We start from the raw sequence: 17,470 nt of genomic DNA, 5'->3' as shown, positions 1-17,470 counted from the left end.
GCTCCCGGCGGTCTGCGGAGACGGCAGAACCGTCTTTCGCATTCCCGGCAACTGGGAGAAGCGCCATGGTTTTCCGTGACCGCATAGACGCCGGAAGACGTCTTGGAGAGGCTCTTCAGGGCTATGCTGGCAAGGATGTGGTCGTACTTGCGTTGCCGCGCGGCGGCGTTCCTGTGGCGGCGGAGGTCGCGCGAGCGCTCAACGCGCCGCTGGACCTTCTGCTGGTGCGCAAAATCGGCGTGCCCCGGCAGCCCGAGATCGCCATGGGTGCGATTGTGGACGGCGATCCTCCGATCGTCGTGCGCAACGAGGAGGTTATTGCGGCGGCGAATATACCGCCCGGCGACTTCGAACGCGTCCGCAGGCACGAATCCGAGGAACTGGAGCGCCGCCGGCGGCGGTATGTTGCCGGGCGAGAGCGCATTTCCCCTGGGGGCCGGATCGCCATCGTCGTCGATGACGGAATCGCGACCGGTTCCACAATGAAAGCCGCTGTGCGGGGCCTGAAACAGCAAAAGCCGGCCGAGATCGTGATTGCGGTACCTGTTGCAGCGCCAGAGGCTGTAGCGGATCTGAGAAGAGAGGCCGACGCGGTCGTCAGTCTGGAAATGCCGCGGAATTTCCGTGCCATCGGCGCGTATTTTGAGGATTTCGGTCAATTGGAAGACGACGAGGTCGCCCGCCTTCTCGAGCGGGGCGAAAGGCTTTGAAGAAAAAGGCCGCGGCTCGTGCCACGGCCTTTCCTGCTTGTCTGAGGAGGGCGCTCAGCGTCGGCCCTCTAGAAGCGGCGTGATCCGGCGGATCGTAACCCTTCGATTGCGTTCCTCGCGCTGCAGCGTGTCGATCTTCAGATATTCCTCGCCATACCCCTGGGTGACGAGATTTTCAGGCGGTATGCCGAAATAGTCCGACAGCGCGATGGCGACCGATTCCGCGCGCGCATCCGAAAGCTTGAGATTGTAGTCATACGATCCCGGCGCATCGGTGTGGCCCTCGATGAGAAAGACATCCGACGGATTGCGCGCCAGGTCGTCTTCGATCGCTGTTCCTATGACCTGAATCTGGTCGTACTGGTCGCGAGGGATTGCGGCCGAATCGAATGCGAAAGTCACGCTCAGGTCGACCCTTCGCATTTTCGCGCGCAGGCGCTCGCTGTGCCGGATTTCCTGCAAGGAGTAGGGGCGCTCCACCGGTTCGACGGGAGGCGCGCCAAGGGCTTCCTCGACAAGCGGCCTGCGACCGACGCCTCCCTCCACGATGTATCGATCGCGCGGGATATCGATATGCAGCGGTCTGAACCGCAAGGGGCGCTCGTCGCGTCTCGGCCGGTCATTGTCGATGAGGATGATCTCGCGGCCGTCCGGGGTGCGTCGCACCCTGCGCAGGATGTCTCCATCCCGGTCGCGGACCGTGATCACGGCACTGCCGTTTCGGCGCTTGACGATGGTTTCCGTTCGCCCGCCCGAGAGGCGCCGCACATCGCGATCCCGGTGGCGGCCGCCGAAGCGGGCATCGTCGTCGGAGCGAACCGTCACGTTGCCGTTGTCGCGAATGATGATACGCCCGTTGACCCCGGGGATCGGTACGGAGAAATCGAGCGCGCGATCCTTGTCCGGACGCTTGCGGTCGCTGTGGCCGTCGTCCCTGTTCCTGTCATCTCTGTTGCGGTCCGACGCCCGGTCCCGGCCGTTCGTTCCATTTCCGGGGCGCTCGCCACGTTCAAATTTGCCGTCGGGAGCGGGGCGGCGATGGTCCTTGTCTTCGGGGCGCCGTTCGCTGCGGTCTTTGCGACCATCGACGCGGTTCGGGTCCCCCTGGCGCGGTGGCTTCGGCCGAGCGTCGCGGGGCGGCATGACGGAGGGTTGCGGGCGCGGTTCGCGCTGCCTGTTCTCGCGCTGTTCCGGACGCTGCTCAGGCGGCCTGCGGCCGGCGTCTTGTGGCTGGTCGGGCGGAGTGCCGTCGGGCCGGCTCTGCGGCTCCGCGGGCGGCTTCGGCCGTCCGTTGCGATCCGTGTCGCGATCATGCCTCTCCGGCTTCCTGTCCTTTTGGAAAATTTCGGGAAGGGTGTTCTGCCGCTGGTTCGGCTCCTTGCTCTGCGGCCTGAGGGCAGGACCCTCGCCGTCCGACTTCTTTTTCGGGGGCGTTTTCTCCCGTCTTTACTTGCAGTCCGGAGAATCCGGGTTGTTCTTGCACTTCATGATCTGGCCCAGGTCGGCCTGTGCCATCCGCGGCTCGGTTGCGCCGGCCCGCGCAAGGATCGCATCCGATATCCCGAACAGGCTGATTGCGAATGTGGCACTCAGCAGCGTTGCCGTCTTCGACTGGATTGGCATGGCAGCGGGGAAACCTCTGGTTGGAGTGCTTGTCGTGGTCCGTCCTGCGCAGCATGGGACCGCTAATACGTCTAAAACCGGGCGGCGGTTCAAATCGTTCCGCCTGACGCACTGTGTGCGGAAAGAAAAAACGCCCCCGGGGCGTCGTGCTCCAGGGGCGTTGGCGTTCATCGATTGCACTGCGACGAATTCAGTCGCCGCAATGTCAGTAGGAGTTGCTGCGCGTGCCGATCGGCTGCGGATGAGCGATAGTACCCTCATAGGGCTTGGTGGAGTTGCTCAGCGAGTGGTCGACCATGCGGCCCGAGCGAGAAAACGCAGCGCTCGACTTCGGGGCCGGATTGGCAATCACATGCTCCACGGGTCGCACGGAACGCATCGCGTGCGCGCCGGCCTTCGGCGTCATCCCGTAATTCGAATGGAACTGGACGGGTTGGGGCGAACTGATGACCCCTTCGATCGGACGTTCGTTGCTGGCGGCCAGAGCCGCGGTCGGACCGGCAATCGCGAGCGCCGCAACAGTGGCAATCAGCGTCTTGTTCTTGATAAACATTTTTATGCCTTTCCTTAGCTATCGGCATTTCTGCGATCGACGGTCATTCGATCCGTCGATTGCGCTTTCACGTAATAAACGCGCGCTTAAAAAGATGGTTTCGCCTTGGGCTAATTTTTTCCGGCGGCTCGGAGTGGCGAGTGCCTCCGACTTCAATCCGCTGAAGGGGCGTGACCTGTCGGACACTTGAAAGAAGTGCGTATTTCGCTAGGGAAGGGGGCAGGCCGACTCAATGCGATTGACGGCGGTAGGCGCTTGTTCCGGCCAACGGATTTCCTGCGCCCTTCTTCTCAAACGCACGACGGCCCCGCCGAGATCAATTCGGCAAGCTGGGGAAGGTTCGATAGAGGGATTTTGCAGTTTGCGTGGCGCGAGCGTCGCGGGAGAAAGGCGAACGCAGCCGGAGCGCTGTCCATCCTGCGGCCGCCTCCTGCCTTCCGTTCTCATGCCGGCAGCGTCACGGCTCCACAGGTGTGTCGGAACGGCCGCCCCATTCGGTCCAGGAACCGTCATAGACCGCGACCTGACGTGCGCCGATCTCATCGAGCGCGAGCGCCAGGATCGCTGCGGTCACGCCGCTGCCGCAGGTGGTGATGACAGGTCGCGAGGGATCGATCCCCGCGTCCTTGAAGATTGCCGCCAGTGTTTCCGTCGGCTTCATCAGGCTGTCGCTGTCGAGAAGACTTGCGTAATGGATGCAGACGCTGCCGGGGATATGGCCCCCGCGCAAGCCGGGGCGCGGCTCGGGTTCCTCGGCGTTGAACCGTGCGGACGAACGGGCGTCAGCAATCTGCGCGCCCGATGCCGAGGCCCGGCGCATGTCGTCGAGGTCGCACAAGGCCTCGTGATTGAGCCGAGCCGTGAAGTGCCTCTCCCGCCTGGTGACCGGGCCGCTTTCAAGCGGGCGGCCTTCCGCCCGCCATTTCGGCAGGCCCCCGTCGAGCACGTGGACATGTTCGGCCCCCATCGCCTTGAACATCCACCACACCCGTGCAGCCGAATACAGGCCGGCGCCGTCATAGGCCACCACCGTCTGCCCGTCGCCAATGCCCATCTTGCGCATCATCGATGAAAACGCCGCCGGAGACGGCAGCATGTGCGGCAGGTCGCTGGCTGTATCGGCAATCGCGTTGATATCGAAAAACAGGGCGCCGGGAATATGGGCTTCCAGGTATTCACTGTTCGGATCCCGTCCGTCGACTGCCATGTACAACGAGCCGTCCAGAACCACCACGTCCGGCGCATCGAGATGCTCCTGCAGCCATTCGGTGGAGACGAGGTTGCGTCGGTCCATGTGACCTCCCTTGGGTCTTCTTGGTTTTTCGGTTGAGGGGTTCAGTCGTCCAGACGGATCCGGATGCGCCGGTTGAGCCGGCCCTTCTTCTCGATCTTCGTGATCGTGACCGGGCCGATTTCCGCCGTCGATCTGACATGCGTGCCGCCGCATGGCTGCAAGTCGAAATTGTCTCCGATCCGGACCAGCCGGACGAGGCCGGAGCCGCGCGGGGGAGAGACGCTCATCGACTTGATCAGGCCGGGATTGGCATCGAGCTGATCATCCGTAATCCATTCGCTGGTGACCTGGTGGTCGGCATTGACCGCTTCCATGATTGCGGCCAGCACGGCGTCGCGATCGGGCGGATCCTGCATGTTCAGATCGATCCGGCTCTCTTCCTCGCCGATCTGCGCACCGGTGATTTTGGTTTGCATCGCGGCGCAGATGATGTGCAGGGCCGTGTGCATGCGCATGTGCCGGTAGCGACGCGGCCAGTCGATCTGCGCGATGACGGTTTCTCCCACCTCGGGAAGTGCGCCCTCGGCCGCGGGAACATGGACGACCTGTTCCTTGGTCTCTCCGAATACCGTGGCTCCAATGGCGATGCGCGATCCGTCGGACCGTTCAAGCGTCCCCGTATCACCCGGCTGGCCGCCGCCGGTTGCAAAGAACACGGTGCGGTCGAGGAGAATGCCGCCGCGCTCGTTGACACCGGTGACCCGTGCCTCGCACGTCTTGAGATAGGAATCGTCACGGAAGAGAGCCTCGGTCATGAACGTGCCCAAGGTTGGAGGGGAGCAGGAGCCACGAACCATAGGACAAGGGCGGGGCCAAAGGAAATAGCCCTTCCGCGACTTCCTGCGATCAAAGGAGCGGAGCGAACAGGCGCGCGAACCGGCTCAGGAGATGCTGCCACAGCGGCCGGGATGCGTAATCGGCGGGTCTCAGGTGGACACTGTCGGCAAAATCGCTCTCCAGCATTCCTTCGATGAAGGATATGGCGCGCTTCGAGGTCAGCCACAGCGTGACCTCGAAATTGATATGGAAAGAGCGATTGTCGAAGTTGACCGTGCCGATGCTGGCCAGGGCGTCGTCGACGAGCACGATCTTCTGATGCAGGAAGCCGCTCTTGTAGAAATAGGTCTGGACGCCCTGTGTCGCCATGAATTCGGCGAAGCCCGCCGTCGCAAGGCCGACGAACCTGTTGTCGGCGCGATAGGGCATGAGCAGGCGGACATCGACACCGCGCAGAACCGCGGCCGAGAGCGCCGTCTGTATCTCTTCGCCGGGAACGAAATAGGGGCTCACGATCCACAGCCGCCTGCGTGCGTGACCGATAGCCTCGGTGAACGCGATGGCGGCGGTTTCAATGACATCGGCAGGTCCCGAAGGCATGACGAGAACGGGCTCGCCATCCTTGAAGGGGACAGGTTCCGGCCACGGAACGGGCAGCGGCGTGCCGGTTGCCCAATGCCAGTCCTCCGCGTAGGAGACCTGTGCGGAAAGGGCGGCGGGGCCGGACACACGCACATGGGTGTCGCGCCATCGCTTGAAGCTCGGCGTATCGCCGAGATACTCGTTGCCGATGTTGAGACCGCCGATCCAGGCGTTGCGCCCGTCGGCAATCACGATCTTGCGGTGATTGCGGAAATTGATGCGAAACGGCCTGAGGAGGGAGAACATCGGCCGGCTGCGATTGAACCCGCTGACATGGACCCCTGCCTTTTCCAGGCGGCGAAGGTATCGACGAGGCAACCCGGCCGAGCCGATATCGTCGTAAAGCAGCAGCACACTGAGGCCGGCGCGGGCCTTGGCGATCAGCAGATCGGCAAGTTGCCGGCCGACCGCGTCGTCCCGGATAATGTAGAACTGAAGCAGCACGTATTTCTCGGCTGCGCGAATGCCGGCAAAGATCGAATCGTATGTCGCCTGTCCGTCGATCAGAACCTCGACGTCGTTGCCGCTGAGAAAGGGCAGGTGCGAGATATTTGCCAGAAGCGGCCAGGTGTCAGACGGTTCGTCGGCCCGGTGAATGACACGCAGTTCACTGCCGGGGTGCTCGCCGCCCTTTCTCGCCTGTTTCGTGCCGACGCGGCGGCGCAGCCTGACATAGTCATCGAAACGCTTCCACCCGAAGGCGAGGTAGAGAAACACGGTCACATAGGGAAAGAAGAAGAGCGACAGCAGCCACGCGATCGAGCCTTGCGAAGTGCGGCCGTAAAGCAGCTCCCTTACCGCGCATACCGCGGCGAGCGCATAAAATAACAGGACGAGGACGACCGGAATGACGATGCCGATCTTCTCGATCAAAACCGTCATCCGTTGCCCATCCCGCCAACCGTGTTTCCAGACCGTTCCGGACACGACCGGAAGACTATTCCCCGTGATCTGTGCCGATCAACGAAAACCGGACTATCTCACGTTGGTTCATAGGGAACCGCGATCTCGGAGCTGCGTTCCATCCAAGTCGGCACCGGCAGCCCCTTGGAGCGCAGGAAAGCCGGGTTGAACAGCTTCGACTGGTAGCGGTTTCCGAAATCGCACAGCACGGTCACGATCGTGTGCCCCGGCCCGAGCTCGCGAGCCATCCTGATGGCGCCGGCAACGTTCACGCCCGACGAGCCACCCAGGCAGAGGCCCTCGTGTTCCAGAAGCTGGAAGACCTCCGGCAAGGCTTCCTCGTCCGGGATCTGATACGCCATATCGAGCGGCAGACCTTCCAGGTTCGCCGTGATCCGGCCCTGGCCGATACCCTCGGTGATCGAACTGCCTTCCGACTTGAATTCCCCGGTGGTGTAATAGCTGTAGAGCGCGGCCCCCATGGGGTCGGCGAGCCCGATCTTCACGTCCTTGCTGCGTTCTTTCAGCGCCATCGCCACGCCCGCGAGCGTTCCGCCGGAACCCACCGCGCAGATGAAGCCGTCGACCTTGCCGTCCGTCTGTTCCCAGATCTCCGGGCCCGTGGTCTCGATATGCGCGCGGCGGTTGGCGGTATTGTCGAACTGGTTCGCCCAGATTGCGCCGGCCGGCTCGCTCTCGGCCATCTGCGCGGCAAGCCGTCCGGAGAGCTTCACATAATTGTTCGGGTTCTTGTAAGGCACCGCCGGCACCTCGACGAGCGTTGCCCCGGCGAGGCGCAGCATGTCCTTCTTTTCCTGGCTCTGCGTCTCGGGAATGACGATCACGGAGCGGAAGCCCAGCGCATTGCCGACCAGAGCAAGGCCGATGCCGGTATTGCCCGCGGTTCCCTCCACGATCACTCCGCCCGGCCCGAGCGCACCGCGTTCCACCGCATCGCGGATGATGAAGAGCGCCGCGCGGTCCTTCACGGACTGTCCGGGGTTGAGGAACTCGGCCTTGCCGAGGATCTCGCATCCGGTCAGCTCGGAGGCCCGGTTCAGGCGAATGAGTGGCGTGTTTCCGATCGCATCCACGACAGAGGGGCAGATGGCCATGATTCCTCAAAGATTTCCGGTTCAAGAGGGGCGCAGGCTAATGCTCGGTCCTTGTTCTATCAAGCGATCCAGTGTCTGCCCGCGCGGGCTTTGAAGGAAAACAGTCTGCGCCGGTTGCGCGATTTCCGAAACCGCTTTGCGCCCGGCATATCCATCGCGAAGCCGCGGCACAGGCTCAGCCCGCGGCATTTTTCATTTCGTCGTAGGCTTCAAGAGCGCGTTTGCGCGCCTTCGGATGATCCACGATCGGGGAGGGGTAGGACCGCCCCAAGGTGATCCCCGCTTTGCGCAGCGCATCTTCCGGCGCCTTCCAGGGCTGGTGCAACCACCGTTTGTCGAGGTGTTCGAGTTCCGGAACCCAATGTCGTGTGTAGGCACCGTCGGGATCGAATTTCTCACCCTGAAGGACGGGGTTGAATATCCGGAAATAAGGGGCTGCGTCCGCCCCGCATCCGGCAACCCATTGCCAGCCTGCGGGGTTGTTGGCCGGATCCGCATCCACCAGCGTGTCCCAGAACCATTCCTCGCCGACGCGCCAGTCGACGAGAAGATGCTTGGTCAGGAAGGAGGCGGTTATCATGCGCACCCGATTGTGCATCCAGCCGGTCGCCCAGAGTTCCCGCAGTCCGGCATCGACGATCGGATATCCCGTCTGACCCTCCTGCCAGCGTGCCACGACTTCGCCAGAGCCGCTCCATGGGAAGTGGTCGTAGTCGGAATTGAAATTGCGCGTCGCAATCAGGGGGTGATCCGCCAGCAAGTGGCAGCAGAATTCCCGCCATCCCAGTTCGGCCAGAAACTTGTCGCCATCGCGTTCGGACGTATCGCCCGCACTCAGGCTGGCCTTGACGCCATGCCAGATCTGGCGCGGCGAGATCTCGCCGAACCGTAGCGAGGGCGACAGTCTCGACGTCGCGGCTTCGCCCGGCCGGTCTCGGGCCTCGGCGTATTCGCTGATCGAATATTCGAGGAAGGCTTGCAGCCGGCGGTGCGCATCCTCTTCGCCCGGGATCCATGCTTGCGCGAAACCGGCCGCCCAGTCGGGCGATCGCGGGCGAAGCGCCCAACTTTCCAGATCGTCGCCTTCAGCGTTTCCCGTCCACCCCCTGAGCTTCTTCGGTGCGGGAAGGGGGGCTTCGGGCACAAGTCTGCAGGCGGCGCGCCAGAACGGGGTGAAGACGCGATAGGCGTCTCCGGAGCCGGTGCGCAGATCCTTGGCTTCGAAAAGCGTATTGGCCAGAAAATGCTCCGTCTTGATGCCGTCCCGGTGGAGCGCATCGATCAGCATCGCGTCATCGCGATCTTTCATGCCGGTTCCCGCGCGCCGGTTCCAGGAAACGGCACAAGCGTTTACTGACGCTGCGATTTTCAACAGCTCTTCGCCGGGCTTTCCCTTTCGCAAGACAAGGCTGACGCCATGCGCATCAAGCGCCCGCTTAAGGGCCTCCAGCGAGCCGTGAAGCCACCAGCGCGCCGCGGCGCCGAGCGGGCGGTTGTCGCCGGTTCCGTCCTCCAGCACGTACACGGCGAGGATGGGGGCTCCGGAGCGCTCGGCATTGATCAGCGCCGGATTGTCGGCAATGCGAAGGTCGTCACGGAACCAGACAATGTGAGGACGGGGAAGGGACATGAGGGGCTCTGTTGTTCGGGCGAAAGCGAGAGGACAAACCGACAGGTGCGCTGCGGCAGGCTATACGGTGTGTGTACGCACCATGGCAACTTGGGGCGGGCGACGGGAGCGCAACGCCGACGCAAAACGTCCGGCCGCGACTGTCGGCCGGACGCTCGTGTGATATGCAATGCGCAAGAAGCCAGAAATGCGGATCAGGCGGCTACCACGTCCATCACCCAGCGGAATGCATAGCGGATATTGTCCGCCGTTCCGCTCACGAAGGCCGTGATGCCGTGCCAGACGCGTTCGCCGAAGCGGGCAAGCGCAACGAGCGTGGAATCCTCGTCCTTGTGGCTTGTGTTGTCCTGCGTCTTCTCTTCGAAGAATTCCACCGAAGTCGGACGGTTGTCCTTTTCCACGACCCGCCGTGTCACCACCAGGTTGGCGTCGGAAGCGATGCGGTGGTTGTCGACCTTGGCGATCTGGGTGCCGTCGGGCAGGGCGCGGACGACGATTGCGCGACCATCCGGCAGCAGATGGGTTTCGTTCTTCCGGACCTCTGCGTCGTAGACGACCTCTCCGTATTGGTCGATCAACTCCACCCAGACGGCCTTGCGGCCTTTCAGCGCCACTTCGCCGACCCAGATGTCCATATCGCGCGTCGCATCGGAAACATCCTCGTGGCCGGCCACGCGGGCCACCGTCACGGCAAGCCGGTCGCCGCGTCCGTCCGCGTTCGTGATGCCATCCACGATCGTCGAGGTCTCCGTCTTGTCGGAGACGCTTGCGAGGGCTTGCGATAGATCCGTTTCAGCGGCTGCGGGCGCCGCGAACGCTGCCGACAAGACGCCGGCCGCCAGAGCTATGCTGGCAAGCTGCCGGCTTTTCGGCAGCCGAAGCGAACGATCGTATTTCAGCTTCTCATTCATGACTGCCTCCCGGGCAATGCGCGGGATCGCCGCGCGAGCTGGCCGTGACCTCTACAAGGGGTATCGGCCGTGCCTGGCGAACATGAAGCGCGCGGAGGTCTTGGGCGCCGCCGTCTCGTCATGCCGCCAGTAACAAGTTTGACCCATTTCGGATCCTCGTCCTGTGACCTGCATCATAAAAATCGCGCTTGATGCCATTCGGTTCCCTCCAACCGCCCAAGGAAACGCCGATATCCGCACTCCGCTGCCTCAGCGAGCGGGCATCGTCATCATTCCCGCCAGGAGCATCTTGCGACGGATGCCTTTGAGTTGACTGAAGGTTGGCAAGTTATTTTGTATCAAAATCGCTTTTGAGAAGGCATAGGCAGAAGGTGCGATGTAAACAGAACGTGAAGTCCGCAGGGTTCCAGGCGAAGCTGCTGCGCGTGAAAAAGACGTCCGCCCCGAAGGCGGGACAATAACGCGAAAATACTGGTCCTTCGTACGATAGGAGTGGCCCTCCGGGCGCGTTACGCTCTTGTCGGTCGGCTTGAGATAGGTGCCGGAGCCCCTCTGAAAAAAAATGGGGCGGCGGAAGCACCGGCAGGGCGAGGAGCCGTCAGCCGATGATCCGCATCGTGTTTGCCTGGGCGCTGTAGCGAAGGTCGGGGCAGGCCCGGTGCGGAAGCAATGGGGAGGAGCTTCTTATGAGTATTCTGAATTCGCTGTTCGGCAATGACGGCGATGGGGATGCGAAATCGCATCGGTATTCCAACGTCAAGATTCACCCCGCCGTCGACGGTGGCGTGAAACCCGGAGCATCCAACTTCAACGGCGGCACGTTGACCTGTCACTGCGCGACCGATCCGGTCAAGGTGCGTGTCGGAGCTCAGACCGCCCACAACCATGTGTGCGGCTGCAGCAAGTGCTGGAAGCCGGAGGGCGCCTTGTTCGCGCAGATCGCCGTCGTGCCGCGGGACAAGGTGGAGGTGATCGCGCACGGCGAAAAGCTTCACATCGTCGATCCGGACGCGACCATTCAGCGTCATGCGTGCCGCGAATGCGGCGTGCACATGTTCGGCCGTATCGAAAATACCGCCCATCCCTTCTACGGGCTGGACTTCGTGCATACCGAGCTTTCGAAGGAAGAGGGATGGTCGGCGCCGGAATTCGCCGCCTTCGTCTCCTCCATCATCGAGACCGGAACGCCGCCGGCGCGCATGGACGAGATCCGCGGTCGGCTCAGAGAGCTTGGGCTGGAGCCCTATGACTGCCTGTCGCCACCGCTGATGGACGTCATCGCGGCCCACGTGGCGAGGAGCAAGGCTGCGTGAACTCCGCAAAGCAACAGGCCGCCGCAAGAAGCTTGCGGCGGCCTGGCATGTTGTCGATGGCGTGAGCCGACGGATCGGCTGTGCGAACCGTCAGGCTGCGGCAACGCCGTTGAGGAAGCGGTTGATGCGCTTGCTGAGATCCTCGGTGCTTGAAGACATCTGGCCCGAGGCATCGAGAACGGATTCCGCGGTGCGCGAGGTGTCGGTCGCGGTGTTGGTCAGCTGGATCATGTTGTCGCTGGCCGTGCGCGTGCCGGTTGCGGCCGCCTGGACGTTTTCGGAGATTTCCGCGGTGGCGAGGCCCTGCTGCTCCACGGCATCGGCGATGGCCGTGGTGTAGCCGTTGACCTCCTCCATGATCGAGGCGATCTGCTCGATCACTTCGACCGTTTCCTTGGTCGATCCCTGGATCGCACCGACATGGGCGGAGATCTCCTCGGTGGCCTTGGAGGTCTGGTTCGCCAGTTCCTTGACCTCGGCGGCCACGACCGCAAAGCCCTTGCCGGCTTCACCGGCGCGTGCCGCCTCGATCGTTGCGTTGAGTGCCAGGAGATTGGTCTGCTCGGCAATCGCCTGGATGAGGCTCACGACCTCGCCGATCTTCTGGGCGGCCTCATCGAGGCTCGCGACCTTGGCATTGGACTGTTTGGCGCTCGTGGTCGCCTTCGAGACGACTTCGTTGCTTTGCGCGACCTGACGGGTGATCTCTCCGATGGAGGCGGCGAGCTCTTCCGCGGCCGAGGCCACAGTCTGGACGTTGTGGCTCGCACGTTCGGAAGCGCCGGAAGCGTCGGCCGCGCTGCTCTCGGTATGGGCGGCGTTCGCCTTCAGCGACTTTGCAGCCTCCTCAAGCCGGCCGGAGTTCTGGTTGACCACGTCGAGGGCCATCTCGACGTCCACCTTGAACTCCTTGATCATCGACTCGATCTCGTTTTGGCGCTTCTGCCGCGCGATCTGCTCTTCCTGGCTGAGACCTTCCAGACGCCGGCGCTCGATCGCATTGGTGCGGAACACGGCGACCGCGCGGCTCATCTGGCCGATCTCGTCGGAACGCTCGATGCCGTCCACTTCCTCGTCGAGGTTGTCGCTGGCGATCGCTTCCATCTGCTCGTTCAGGCGGCGCATCGGCCGTGCGAGCGAGCGGGCGAGTAGGAAGGAGAGGCCGAGAGCGATGACCATGAAGGCGAACGTGAGCCCGGCGCTCTTGGCGGCCTCGTTCCAGAAGATGGTCTCCATGTCGACCATCAGCACGCCGGAGCCGAAGACCCAATCCCAAGGCTTGTAGTAGGCAATGTAGCTGGTCTTCTGGAACGTCTTTTTCTGCGGGGATTCCCAGCCATAGTTCACGTAGCCGCCGCCGAGGCGGGTCGCGGTGTTGATGAAGTCCTGCACATAGTGGCGGCCGCGGGGGTCCTTCACGTTAAAGCGGTTGGTGCCTTCCTGCTGGGGGAGAGGCGGACGCAGAACCGTGTTTCCGTCAGACTCATAGATGAAGACGTATTCCTTGCCGCTGTAGCGAATGGCGCGGATGGCAGCAAGGGCCCGGGCCTTGGCCTCTTCCTGGCTCATCTCACCGGATTCGGCCTGTTTGCCGAAGGCGACGGCTATGCTCTTGGCGGACTCGACGACGCTGCGGATTTCGGTTCGCTTAAACGCTTCCAAGTTCGTGTAGAGGGCGTACAACTGGTAGCCGAGCATCACGACAAAGCAGAGCGTAAAGAATACGACCAGGCCGTATAGCTTTCCGGATAGCGAGCGGGGGGTTCGTATGGGCATTTATAGCTCCAAAGAAAGCGGCAGTATTGGGGCAAGTGATGGCTTTGGTTATAGAGGGGCGCAAATTAATGAAGGATTGCGAAGTTGCGGCGAATGCAAAGCGTGACTCGGTCGGGGGCTGATTTGGAGTTGCGGAGGGGGGGCGTCGGTGGTCGGGAAGAGCGATCTTATCCACAGGCAAGAGTTTGAAAAAACGGGAGAAAACGAGAGTTTTCGGATTTGCATGACGGCGTTTTGGCAAAAATGACGCACCCCGCTTTTTCGGGTGCTTGACTTCCGAAGTGGGGCGCCGTAAACAACGCCCACTTCGCAGCGGCCAGCCGCTCCGAAACGCGGGTGTAGCTCAGATGGTTAGAGTGCCGGCCTGTCACGCCGGAGGTCGCGGGTTCGAGCCCCGTCACTCGCGCCACTTCCCATTTCGATCATCGCGATCGAGCTTGTGAGGGAAGTGGCGCTGCGCCGCTAAAGGCAGTTTTCTCCCATTCTCTCATCCTCATAAATTGATGCACACGGCATCGGCTTTGATGTTTCTTTGCGTGTGTTTGCGTCGATCCGCTTGTTTGCGACGCAAAAGCAATTCGCCTTCCTCTTTTCATAGCACCGTGAGCAACTCCGTTCTTGCGTGATGCATGCGAGGGTTTAGGTGCGCTCAAAAACATGAGTAATAAAGTCAACTTAAAGAAGTGCGGCTGAATCTGCTCTGAGTCGTCTGTAGCTAGGGGGAGGGTGTCCCCCATTCGCGTTGGCCACGCGCGCTCTTTCAAGAATTTGTAAAATTCCTATGAGGCCCGTAATTCTGCGGCTGGCGGTGGTGCGGTGCGGCAAGATACAGTCCGCTGGCCGTTATCATCGCTCTCAGGGACTTGCCACGTCAGAGTCAGTGGGATAAGCGTGCGGTCGCGCCTCGGCCGCGCTGCCCATTCTGGGAGGCGGTTCGGAATGCCGGTCGGGACGCGCTGTGGGCCCTCCACCCGCACCTCCCAATCCGGCTCCGCGCGGTTAAGTCCGAACCAACGCGCAAGGATGTTCGACCATGGAAGATCTTCTGAAAGACTACGTTCCAATCGTCGTCTTCATCGGGATATCCCTCATCATTGGTCTGGCCCTTCTCGTATCGCCATTCCTGATCGCTTTCCGGAGCCCCGACGCCGAAAAGAATTCGGCGTACGAATGCGGCTTCAATGCGTTCGATGACGCGCGCATGAAATTCGACATTCGCTTTTATCTTGTGGCCATTCTCTTCATCATCTTCGATCTCGAGGTTGCCTTTCTGTTTCCGTGGGCCATCACCTTCGGCAAACTCGGCTGGTACGGCTTCTCATCCATGATGGTGTTTCTGGCAGTGCTGACGATCGGCTTCATTTACGAATGGAAGAAGGGGGCGCTGGAATGGGATTGAGCGCATCCGAAACCCTGGTGGCTCAGCAGCCTAAGGGCATAATCGATCCGAACACCGGCAAGCCGGTCGGTTCTGACGATCCGTTTTTTCTCGAAATGAATGACGAGCTTGCCGACAAGGGCTTTCTCGTCACGTCGACGGACAATCTGATCCAGTGGGCGCGCACCGGTTCGCTCATGTGGATGACATTCGGTCTTGCGTGCTGCGCCGTGGAAATGATGCAGCTGTCGATGCCGCGCTATGATGTGGAGCGCTTCGGCTTTGCCCCGCGCGCCAGTCCGCGCCAGTCCGACGTGATGATCGTCGCAGGCACGCTCACCAACAAGATGGCGCCGGCCCTGCGCAAGGTCTATGACCAGATGCCGGAACCGCGCTATGTCATTTCGATGGGATCGTGCGCGAATGGCGGCGGCTACTACCACTATTCCTATTCGGTGGTGCGTGGCTGCGACCGCGTGGTCCCGGTCGATATCTACGTTCCCGGCTGTCCTCCGACGGCCGAAGCCCTGCTTTACGGCGTGTTGCTTCTGCAGAAGAAGATCCGGCGCACCGGAACGATCGAACGGTAGTTTCCTCACGACGACGTACAGGTTCCAGACACGATGGACGAGACGCTTCAGGAACTCGGCGAATACATCTCGCAAGTCCGCGGCGATGATGTGCTTGGATTTGAGGTTGCCTACGGGGAGCTGACGGTTCGCGTGGCGGCGGAGTCGATCGTGGAAACGATCCGCTTCCTCAGGGACGACGTGCGCTGCCAGTTCGTCAATCTGACGGATATCTGTGGCGTGGACTGGCCGATGCGGCCGCAGCGCTTCGACGTCGTCTATCACTTTCTCAGCCCGCGGCAGAACCTGCGCATCCGGGTGAAGGTGATGGCGGACGAGGCTCGCGCGGTTCCCTCCGTTACCTTGATCTTCCCCAGCGCCGACTGGTTCGAGCGGGAAGTTTACGACATGTACGGGGTGCTGTTTTCCGGTCATCCGGATCTGCGCCGGATCCTGACCGACTATGGTTTCGACGGCCATCCGCTTCGCAAGGACTTTCCGCTGACCGGCTTCGTCGAGGTTCGCTACGACGACGAGCAGAAGCGGGTGGTCTATGAGCCGGTCCGGCTCAATCAGGAATTCCGCAATTTCGACTTCCTGTCGCCATGGGAAGGCACCGACTACGTGCTGCCGGGTGACGAGAAGGCGAGCTGAGAGGGGGTGACAATGGTGCGCAAGCTGTCAGGCGGTTGCCTCTGCGACGCCGTGCGCTTTGCCTGCGTTCCCGTCGCAGACGAGATGCGCATATGCCATTGCACGATGTGCAGGCGCTGGACTGGCAGCGTCTTCATGGGCGTCGAGGTCAATGACTGCGATATCGCGGACGAGAGCGCCCTGGGCGTGTACGCCTCTTCTGAATATGGAGAGCGGGTCTTCTGCAAGACCTGCGGTTCCTCGTTGTTCTGGCGCATGCGCGACGGGTCCCATGTGGTCGTAGCCGCGCAGGCGTTCGATGATCCGGGGCGTTTCGAGTTGAAGGCGGAAATCTTCATCGACGAAAAGCCCGACAATTACGCCTTTGCGGGTCAGGCCGTGAAACTGACCGGAGCGCAAGCTCTGGCCGCCTTCGCTGCCGAGGGAGAGCTGAATAATGGCTGAGGCCCAGGTCAGGAACTTCAACATCAACTTCGGCCCGCAGCACCCGGCCGCGCACGGCGTGTTGCGTCTGGTGCTGGAGCTCGACGGTGAACTCGTCACCCGGGTCGATCCGCATATCGGGCTGCTTCACCGCGGCACCGAAAAGCTGATCGAGTACAAGACCTATCTCCAGTCGGTGCCGTATTTCGATCGGCTCGACTACGTGGCGCCGATGAACCAGGAGCATGCCTTCGCGCTTGCGGTCGAAAAGCTCCTCGGCATCGAAGTGCCCAAGCGCGGCCAGCTCATCCGCGTGCTCTATTCCGAAATCGGTCGTATTCTCAATCATCTGCTCAACGTCACCACGCAGGCGATGGACGTCGGCGCGCTCACCCCGCCGCTGTGGGGGTTCGAGCAGCGCGAAAAGCTGATGATCTTCTACGAGCGGGCAAGCGGCGCGCGTCTTCATGCGGCCTATTTCCGCCCCGGCGGGGTCCATCAGGATCTTCCGCCCGCACTGCTCGACGATATCTGGGACTTCTGTGATCCCTTCCTTGAAGCGCTTGACGATATCGACGCGCTGATCACGCCGAACCGCATCTTCAAGCAGCGCAATGTCGATATCGGGGTTGTCAGCCTCGAGGATTGCTGGAAGTGGGGCTTCTCCGGCGTGATGGTGCGCGGCTCGGGCGCTCCGTGGGATCTGCGCAAGAGCCAGCCCTACGAGTGCTATCCCGAACTCGAATTCGACATTCCCGTCGGCAAGAACGGCGATTGCTATGACCGCTATCTCATCCGCATGGAAGAGATGCGCCAGTCGATCCGGATCATGAAGCAGTGTCTGGAACGGCTCACGGTCGAGCGCGGCCCCGTATCCTCGCGTGATGGCAAGATCGTGCCGCCCAAGCGTGGCGAGATGAAGCGTTCGATGGAAGGGCTCATCCATCACTTCAAGCTCTACACCGAAGGCTACCACGTGCCCGAGGGCGAGACCTATGCCTGCGTTGAGGCGCCCAAGGGCGAATTCGGCGTCTACCTGGTCTCCGACGGAACCAACAAGCCCTATCGCTGCAAGATCAAGGCGCCCGGTTACGCCCATCTGCAGGCGATGGATTACATCTGTCAGGGCCACCAGCTCGCCGACGTCTCGGCGATCCTCGGCTCGCTCGATATCGTGTTTGGAGAGGTTGACCGGTAAA

General features: G+C 62.0%; 17 protein-coding genes and 1 tRNA gene. 8 read left to right on the top strand and 10 right to left on the bottom strand.

Translation table 11 applies throughout. From position 1 onward, the window contains the following. Positions 1 to 65: 65 nt before the first annotated feature. Positions 66 to 710: a phosphoribosyltransferase family protein gene (locus V2L18_RS13150; RefSeq protein WP_336178714.1), complete on the top strand. Its 645-nt coding sequence runs from the start codon at positions 66 to 68 to the stop codon at positions 708 to 710. 54 nt (positions 711 to 764) lie between these two features. Here the strand turns inward: V2L18_RS13150 and V2L18_RS13145 are convergent, their stop codons facing one another. The 9 genes from V2L18_RS13145 to V2L18_RS13105 form a co-directional block, all read right to left on the bottom strand. Further along, positions 765 to 1,535, bottom strand: a complete 771-nt coding sequence (locus V2L18_RS13145) for an OmpA family protein (RefSeq protein WP_336178713.1) — start codon at positions 1,533 to 1,535, stop codon at positions 765 to 767. A 621-nt stretch (positions 1,536 to 2,156) separates the two neighbouring features. Continuing rightward, positions 2,157 to 2,333: a hypothetical protein gene (locus tag V2L18_RS13140; RefSeq protein WP_336178712.1), complete on the bottom strand. Its 177-nt coding sequence runs from the start codon at positions 2,331 to 2,333 to the stop codon at positions 2,157 to 2,159. Between the two features lie 205 nt (positions 2,334 to 2,538). Continuing rightward, on the bottom strand, positions 2,539 to 2,886 hold the full coding sequence (locus tag V2L18_RS13135) for a hypothetical protein (RefSeq protein WP_336178711.1): 348 nt from the start codon (positions 2,884 to 2,886) through the stop codon (positions 2,539 to 2,541). Positions 2,887 to 3,343: 457 nt separating this feature from the next. Next, positions 3,344 to 4,180 (bottom strand): 3-mercaptopyruvate sulfurtransferase, encoded by an 837-nt coding sequence (gene sseA, locus V2L18_RS13130; RefSeq protein ID WP_336178710.1) that lies wholly within the window; start codon positions 4,178 to 4,180, stop codon positions 3,344 to 3,346. 41 nt (positions 4,181 to 4,221) lie between these two features. Continuing rightward, entirely contained in the window at positions 4,222 to 4,935 is a 714-nt protein-coding gene (locus tag V2L18_RS13125; protein WP_336178709.1) for an alanyl-tRNA editing protein, read from the bottom strand. A gap of 91 nt (positions 4,936 to 5,026) precedes the next feature. Further along, on the bottom strand, positions 5,027 to 6,481 hold the full coding sequence (cls, locus tag V2L18_RS13120) for a cardiolipin synthase (protein WP_336178708.1): 1,455 nt from the start codon (positions 6,479 to 6,481) through the stop codon (positions 5,027 to 5,029). A 98-nt stretch (positions 6,482 to 6,579) separates the two neighbouring features. Then, positions 6,580 to 7,617 carry a cysteine synthase A gene (locus tag V2L18_RS13115; RefSeq protein ID WP_336178707.1) on the bottom strand — a complete coding sequence of 346 codons (1,038 nt, stop codon included), beginning with the start codon at positions 7,615 to 7,617 and terminating at the stop codon, positions 6,580 to 6,582. A 175-nt stretch (positions 7,618 to 7,792) separates the two neighbouring features. Next, the gene (locus V2L18_RS13110) at positions 7,793 to 9,247 is read right to left on the bottom strand and encodes a deoxyribodipyrimidine photo-lyase (RefSeq protein ID WP_336178706.1); all 1,455 of its coding nucleotides are present in this window, start codon (positions 9,245 to 9,247) and stop codon (positions 7,793 to 7,795) included. 194 nt (positions 9,248 to 9,441) lie between these two features. Then, positions 9,442 to 10,158 (bottom strand): hypothetical protein, encoded by a 717-nt coding sequence (locus V2L18_RS13105; protein ID WP_336178705.1) that lies wholly within the window; start codon positions 10,156 to 10,158, stop codon positions 9,442 to 9,444. Between the two features lie 686 nt (positions 10,159 to 10,844). On the opposite strand from V2L18_RS13105, the gene gfa reads away from it, so the two are divergent. After that, on the top strand, positions 10,845 to 11,471 hold the full coding sequence (gene gfa / locus V2L18_RS13100; RefSeq protein ID WP_336178704.1) for an S-(hydroxymethyl)glutathione synthase: 627 nt from the start codon (positions 10,845 to 10,847) through the stop codon (positions 11,469 to 11,471). A gap of 90 nt (positions 11,472 to 11,561) precedes the next feature. On the opposite strand, the gene V2L18_RS13095 is transcribed toward gfa, so the two are convergent. Further along, positions 11,562 to 13,247 (bottom strand): cache domain-containing protein, encoded by a 1,686-nt coding sequence (locus V2L18_RS13095; protein ID WP_336178703.1) that lies wholly within the window; start codon positions 13,245 to 13,247, stop codon positions 11,562 to 11,564. A gap of 332 nt (positions 13,248 to 13,579) precedes the next feature. Between V2L18_RS13095 and V2L18_RS13090 the strand changes: the two genes are divergently transcribed. The 6 genes from V2L18_RS13090 (at position 13,580) to V2L18_RS13065 (ending at position 17,469) form a co-directional block, all read left to right on the top strand. Next, a tRNA-Asp gene (locus V2L18_RS13090) sits at positions 13,580 to 13,656 on the top strand. A 624-nt stretch (positions 13,657 to 14,280) separates the two neighbouring features. Continuing rightward, on the top strand, positions 14,281 to 14,646 hold the full coding sequence (locus V2L18_RS13085) for an NADH-quinone oxidoreductase subunit A (RefSeq protein ID WP_336178702.1): 366 nt from the start codon (positions 14,281 to 14,283) through the stop codon (positions 14,644 to 14,646). After that, on the top strand, positions 14,637 to 15,215 hold the full coding sequence (locus tag V2L18_RS13080; RefSeq protein WP_336178701.1) for an NADH-quinone oxidoreductase subunit B family protein: 579 nt from the start codon (positions 14,637 to 14,639) through the stop codon (positions 15,213 to 15,215). The genes V2L18_RS13085 and V2L18_RS13080 overlap by 10 nt, the downstream gene beginning before the upstream one ends. A gap of 33 nt (positions 15,216 to 15,248) precedes the next feature. Further along, a complete protein-coding gene (locus V2L18_RS13075; protein WP_336178700.1) occupies positions 15,249 to 15,848 on the top strand; it encodes an NADH-quinone oxidoreductase subunit C in 600 nt (199 codons plus the stop codon). Between the two features lie 12 nt (positions 15,849 to 15,860). Continuing rightward, complete coding sequence (locus tag V2L18_RS13070; RefSeq protein WP_336178699.1) at positions 15,861 to 16,292, top strand: GFA family protein; 432 nt, start codon at positions 15,861 to 15,863, stop codon at positions 16,290 to 16,292. Continuing rightward, positions 16,285 to 17,469, top strand: a complete 1,185-nt coding sequence (locus V2L18_RS13065) for an NADH-quinone oxidoreductase subunit D (RefSeq protein ID WP_336178698.1) — start codon at positions 16,285 to 16,287, stop codon at positions 17,467 to 17,469. The genes V2L18_RS13070 and V2L18_RS13065 overlap by 8 nt, the downstream gene beginning before the upstream one ends. The last annotated feature ends 1 nt before the right edge of the window (position 17,470 follow it).

Source organism: Breoghania sp. JC706 (genome assembly GCF_037026715.1).
Lineage (GTDB): Bacteria > Pseudomonadota > Alphaproteobacteria > Rhizobiales > Stappiaceae > Breoghania.
Note: the sequence above shows the minus strand (reverse complement) of the source record. Positions and strands in the feature narration are given on the sequence as shown.

What these genes read in the sequence shown, in the direction of transcription:
- V2L18_RS13150 (WP_336178714.1), top strand. Translation starts at nt 66, where the DNA reads ATGGTTTTCCGTGACCGCATAGACGCCGGAAGACGTCTTGGAGAGGCT.
- V2L18_RS13140 (WP_336178712.1), bottom strand. Translation starts at nt 2,333, where the DNA reads ATGCCAATCCAGTCGAAGACGGCAACGCTGCTGAGTGCCACATTCGCA.
- V2L18_RS13135 (WP_336178711.1), bottom strand. Translation starts at nt 2,886, where the DNA reads ATGTTTATCAAGAACAAGACGCTGATTGCCACTGTTGCGGCGCTCGCG.
- sseA (WP_336178710.1), bottom strand. Translation starts at nt 4,180, where the DNA reads ATGGACCGACGCAACCTCGTCTCCACCGAATGGCTGCAGGAGCATCTC.
- V2L18_RS13125 (WP_336178709.1), bottom strand. Translation starts at nt 4,935, where the DNA reads ATGACCGAGGCTCTCTTCCGTGACGATTCCTATCTCAAGACGTGCGAG.
- cls (WP_336178708.1), bottom strand. Translation starts at nt 6,481, where the DNA reads ATGACGGTTTTGATCGAGAAGATCGGCATCGTCATTCCGGTCGTCCTC.
- V2L18_RS13115 (WP_336178707.1), bottom strand. Translation starts at nt 7,617, where the DNA reads ATGGCCATCTGCCCCTCTGTCGTGGATGCGATCGGAAACACGCCACTC.
- V2L18_RS13110 (WP_336178706.1), bottom strand. Translation starts at nt 9,247, where the DNA reads ATGTCCCTTCCCCGTCCTCACATTGTCTGGTTCCGTGACGACCTTCGC.
- V2L18_RS13105 (WP_336178705.1), bottom strand. Translation starts at nt 10,158, where the DNA reads ATGAATGAGAAGCTGAAATACGATCGTTCGCTTCGGCTGCCGAAAAGC.
- gfa (WP_336178704.1), top strand. Translation starts at nt 10,845, where the DNA reads ATGAGTATTCTGAATTCGCTGTTCGGCAATGACGGCGATGGGGATGCG.
- V2L18_RS13095 (WP_336178703.1), bottom strand. Translation starts at nt 13,247, where the DNA reads ATGCCCATACGAACCCCCCGCTCGCTATCCGGAAAGCTATACGGCCTG.
- V2L18_RS13085 (WP_336178702.1), top strand. Translation starts at nt 14,281, where the DNA reads ATGGAAGATCTTCTGAAAGACTACGTTCCAATCGTCGTCTTCATCGGG.
- V2L18_RS13080 (WP_336178701.1), top strand. Translation starts at nt 14,637, where the DNA reads ATGGGATTGAGCGCATCCGAAACCCTGGTGGCTCAGCAGCCTAAGGGC.
- V2L18_RS13075 (WP_336178700.1), top strand. Translation starts at nt 15,249, where the DNA reads ATGGACGAGACGCTTCAGGAACTCGGCGAATACATCTCGCAAGTCCGC.
- V2L18_RS13070 (WP_336178699.1), top strand. Translation starts at nt 15,861, where the DNA reads ATGGTGCGCAAGCTGTCAGGCGGTTGCCTCTGCGACGCCGTGCGCTTT.
- V2L18_RS13065 (WP_336178698.1), top strand. Translation starts at nt 16,285, where the DNA reads ATGGCTGAGGCCCAGGTCAGGAACTTCAACATCAACTTCGGCCCGCAG.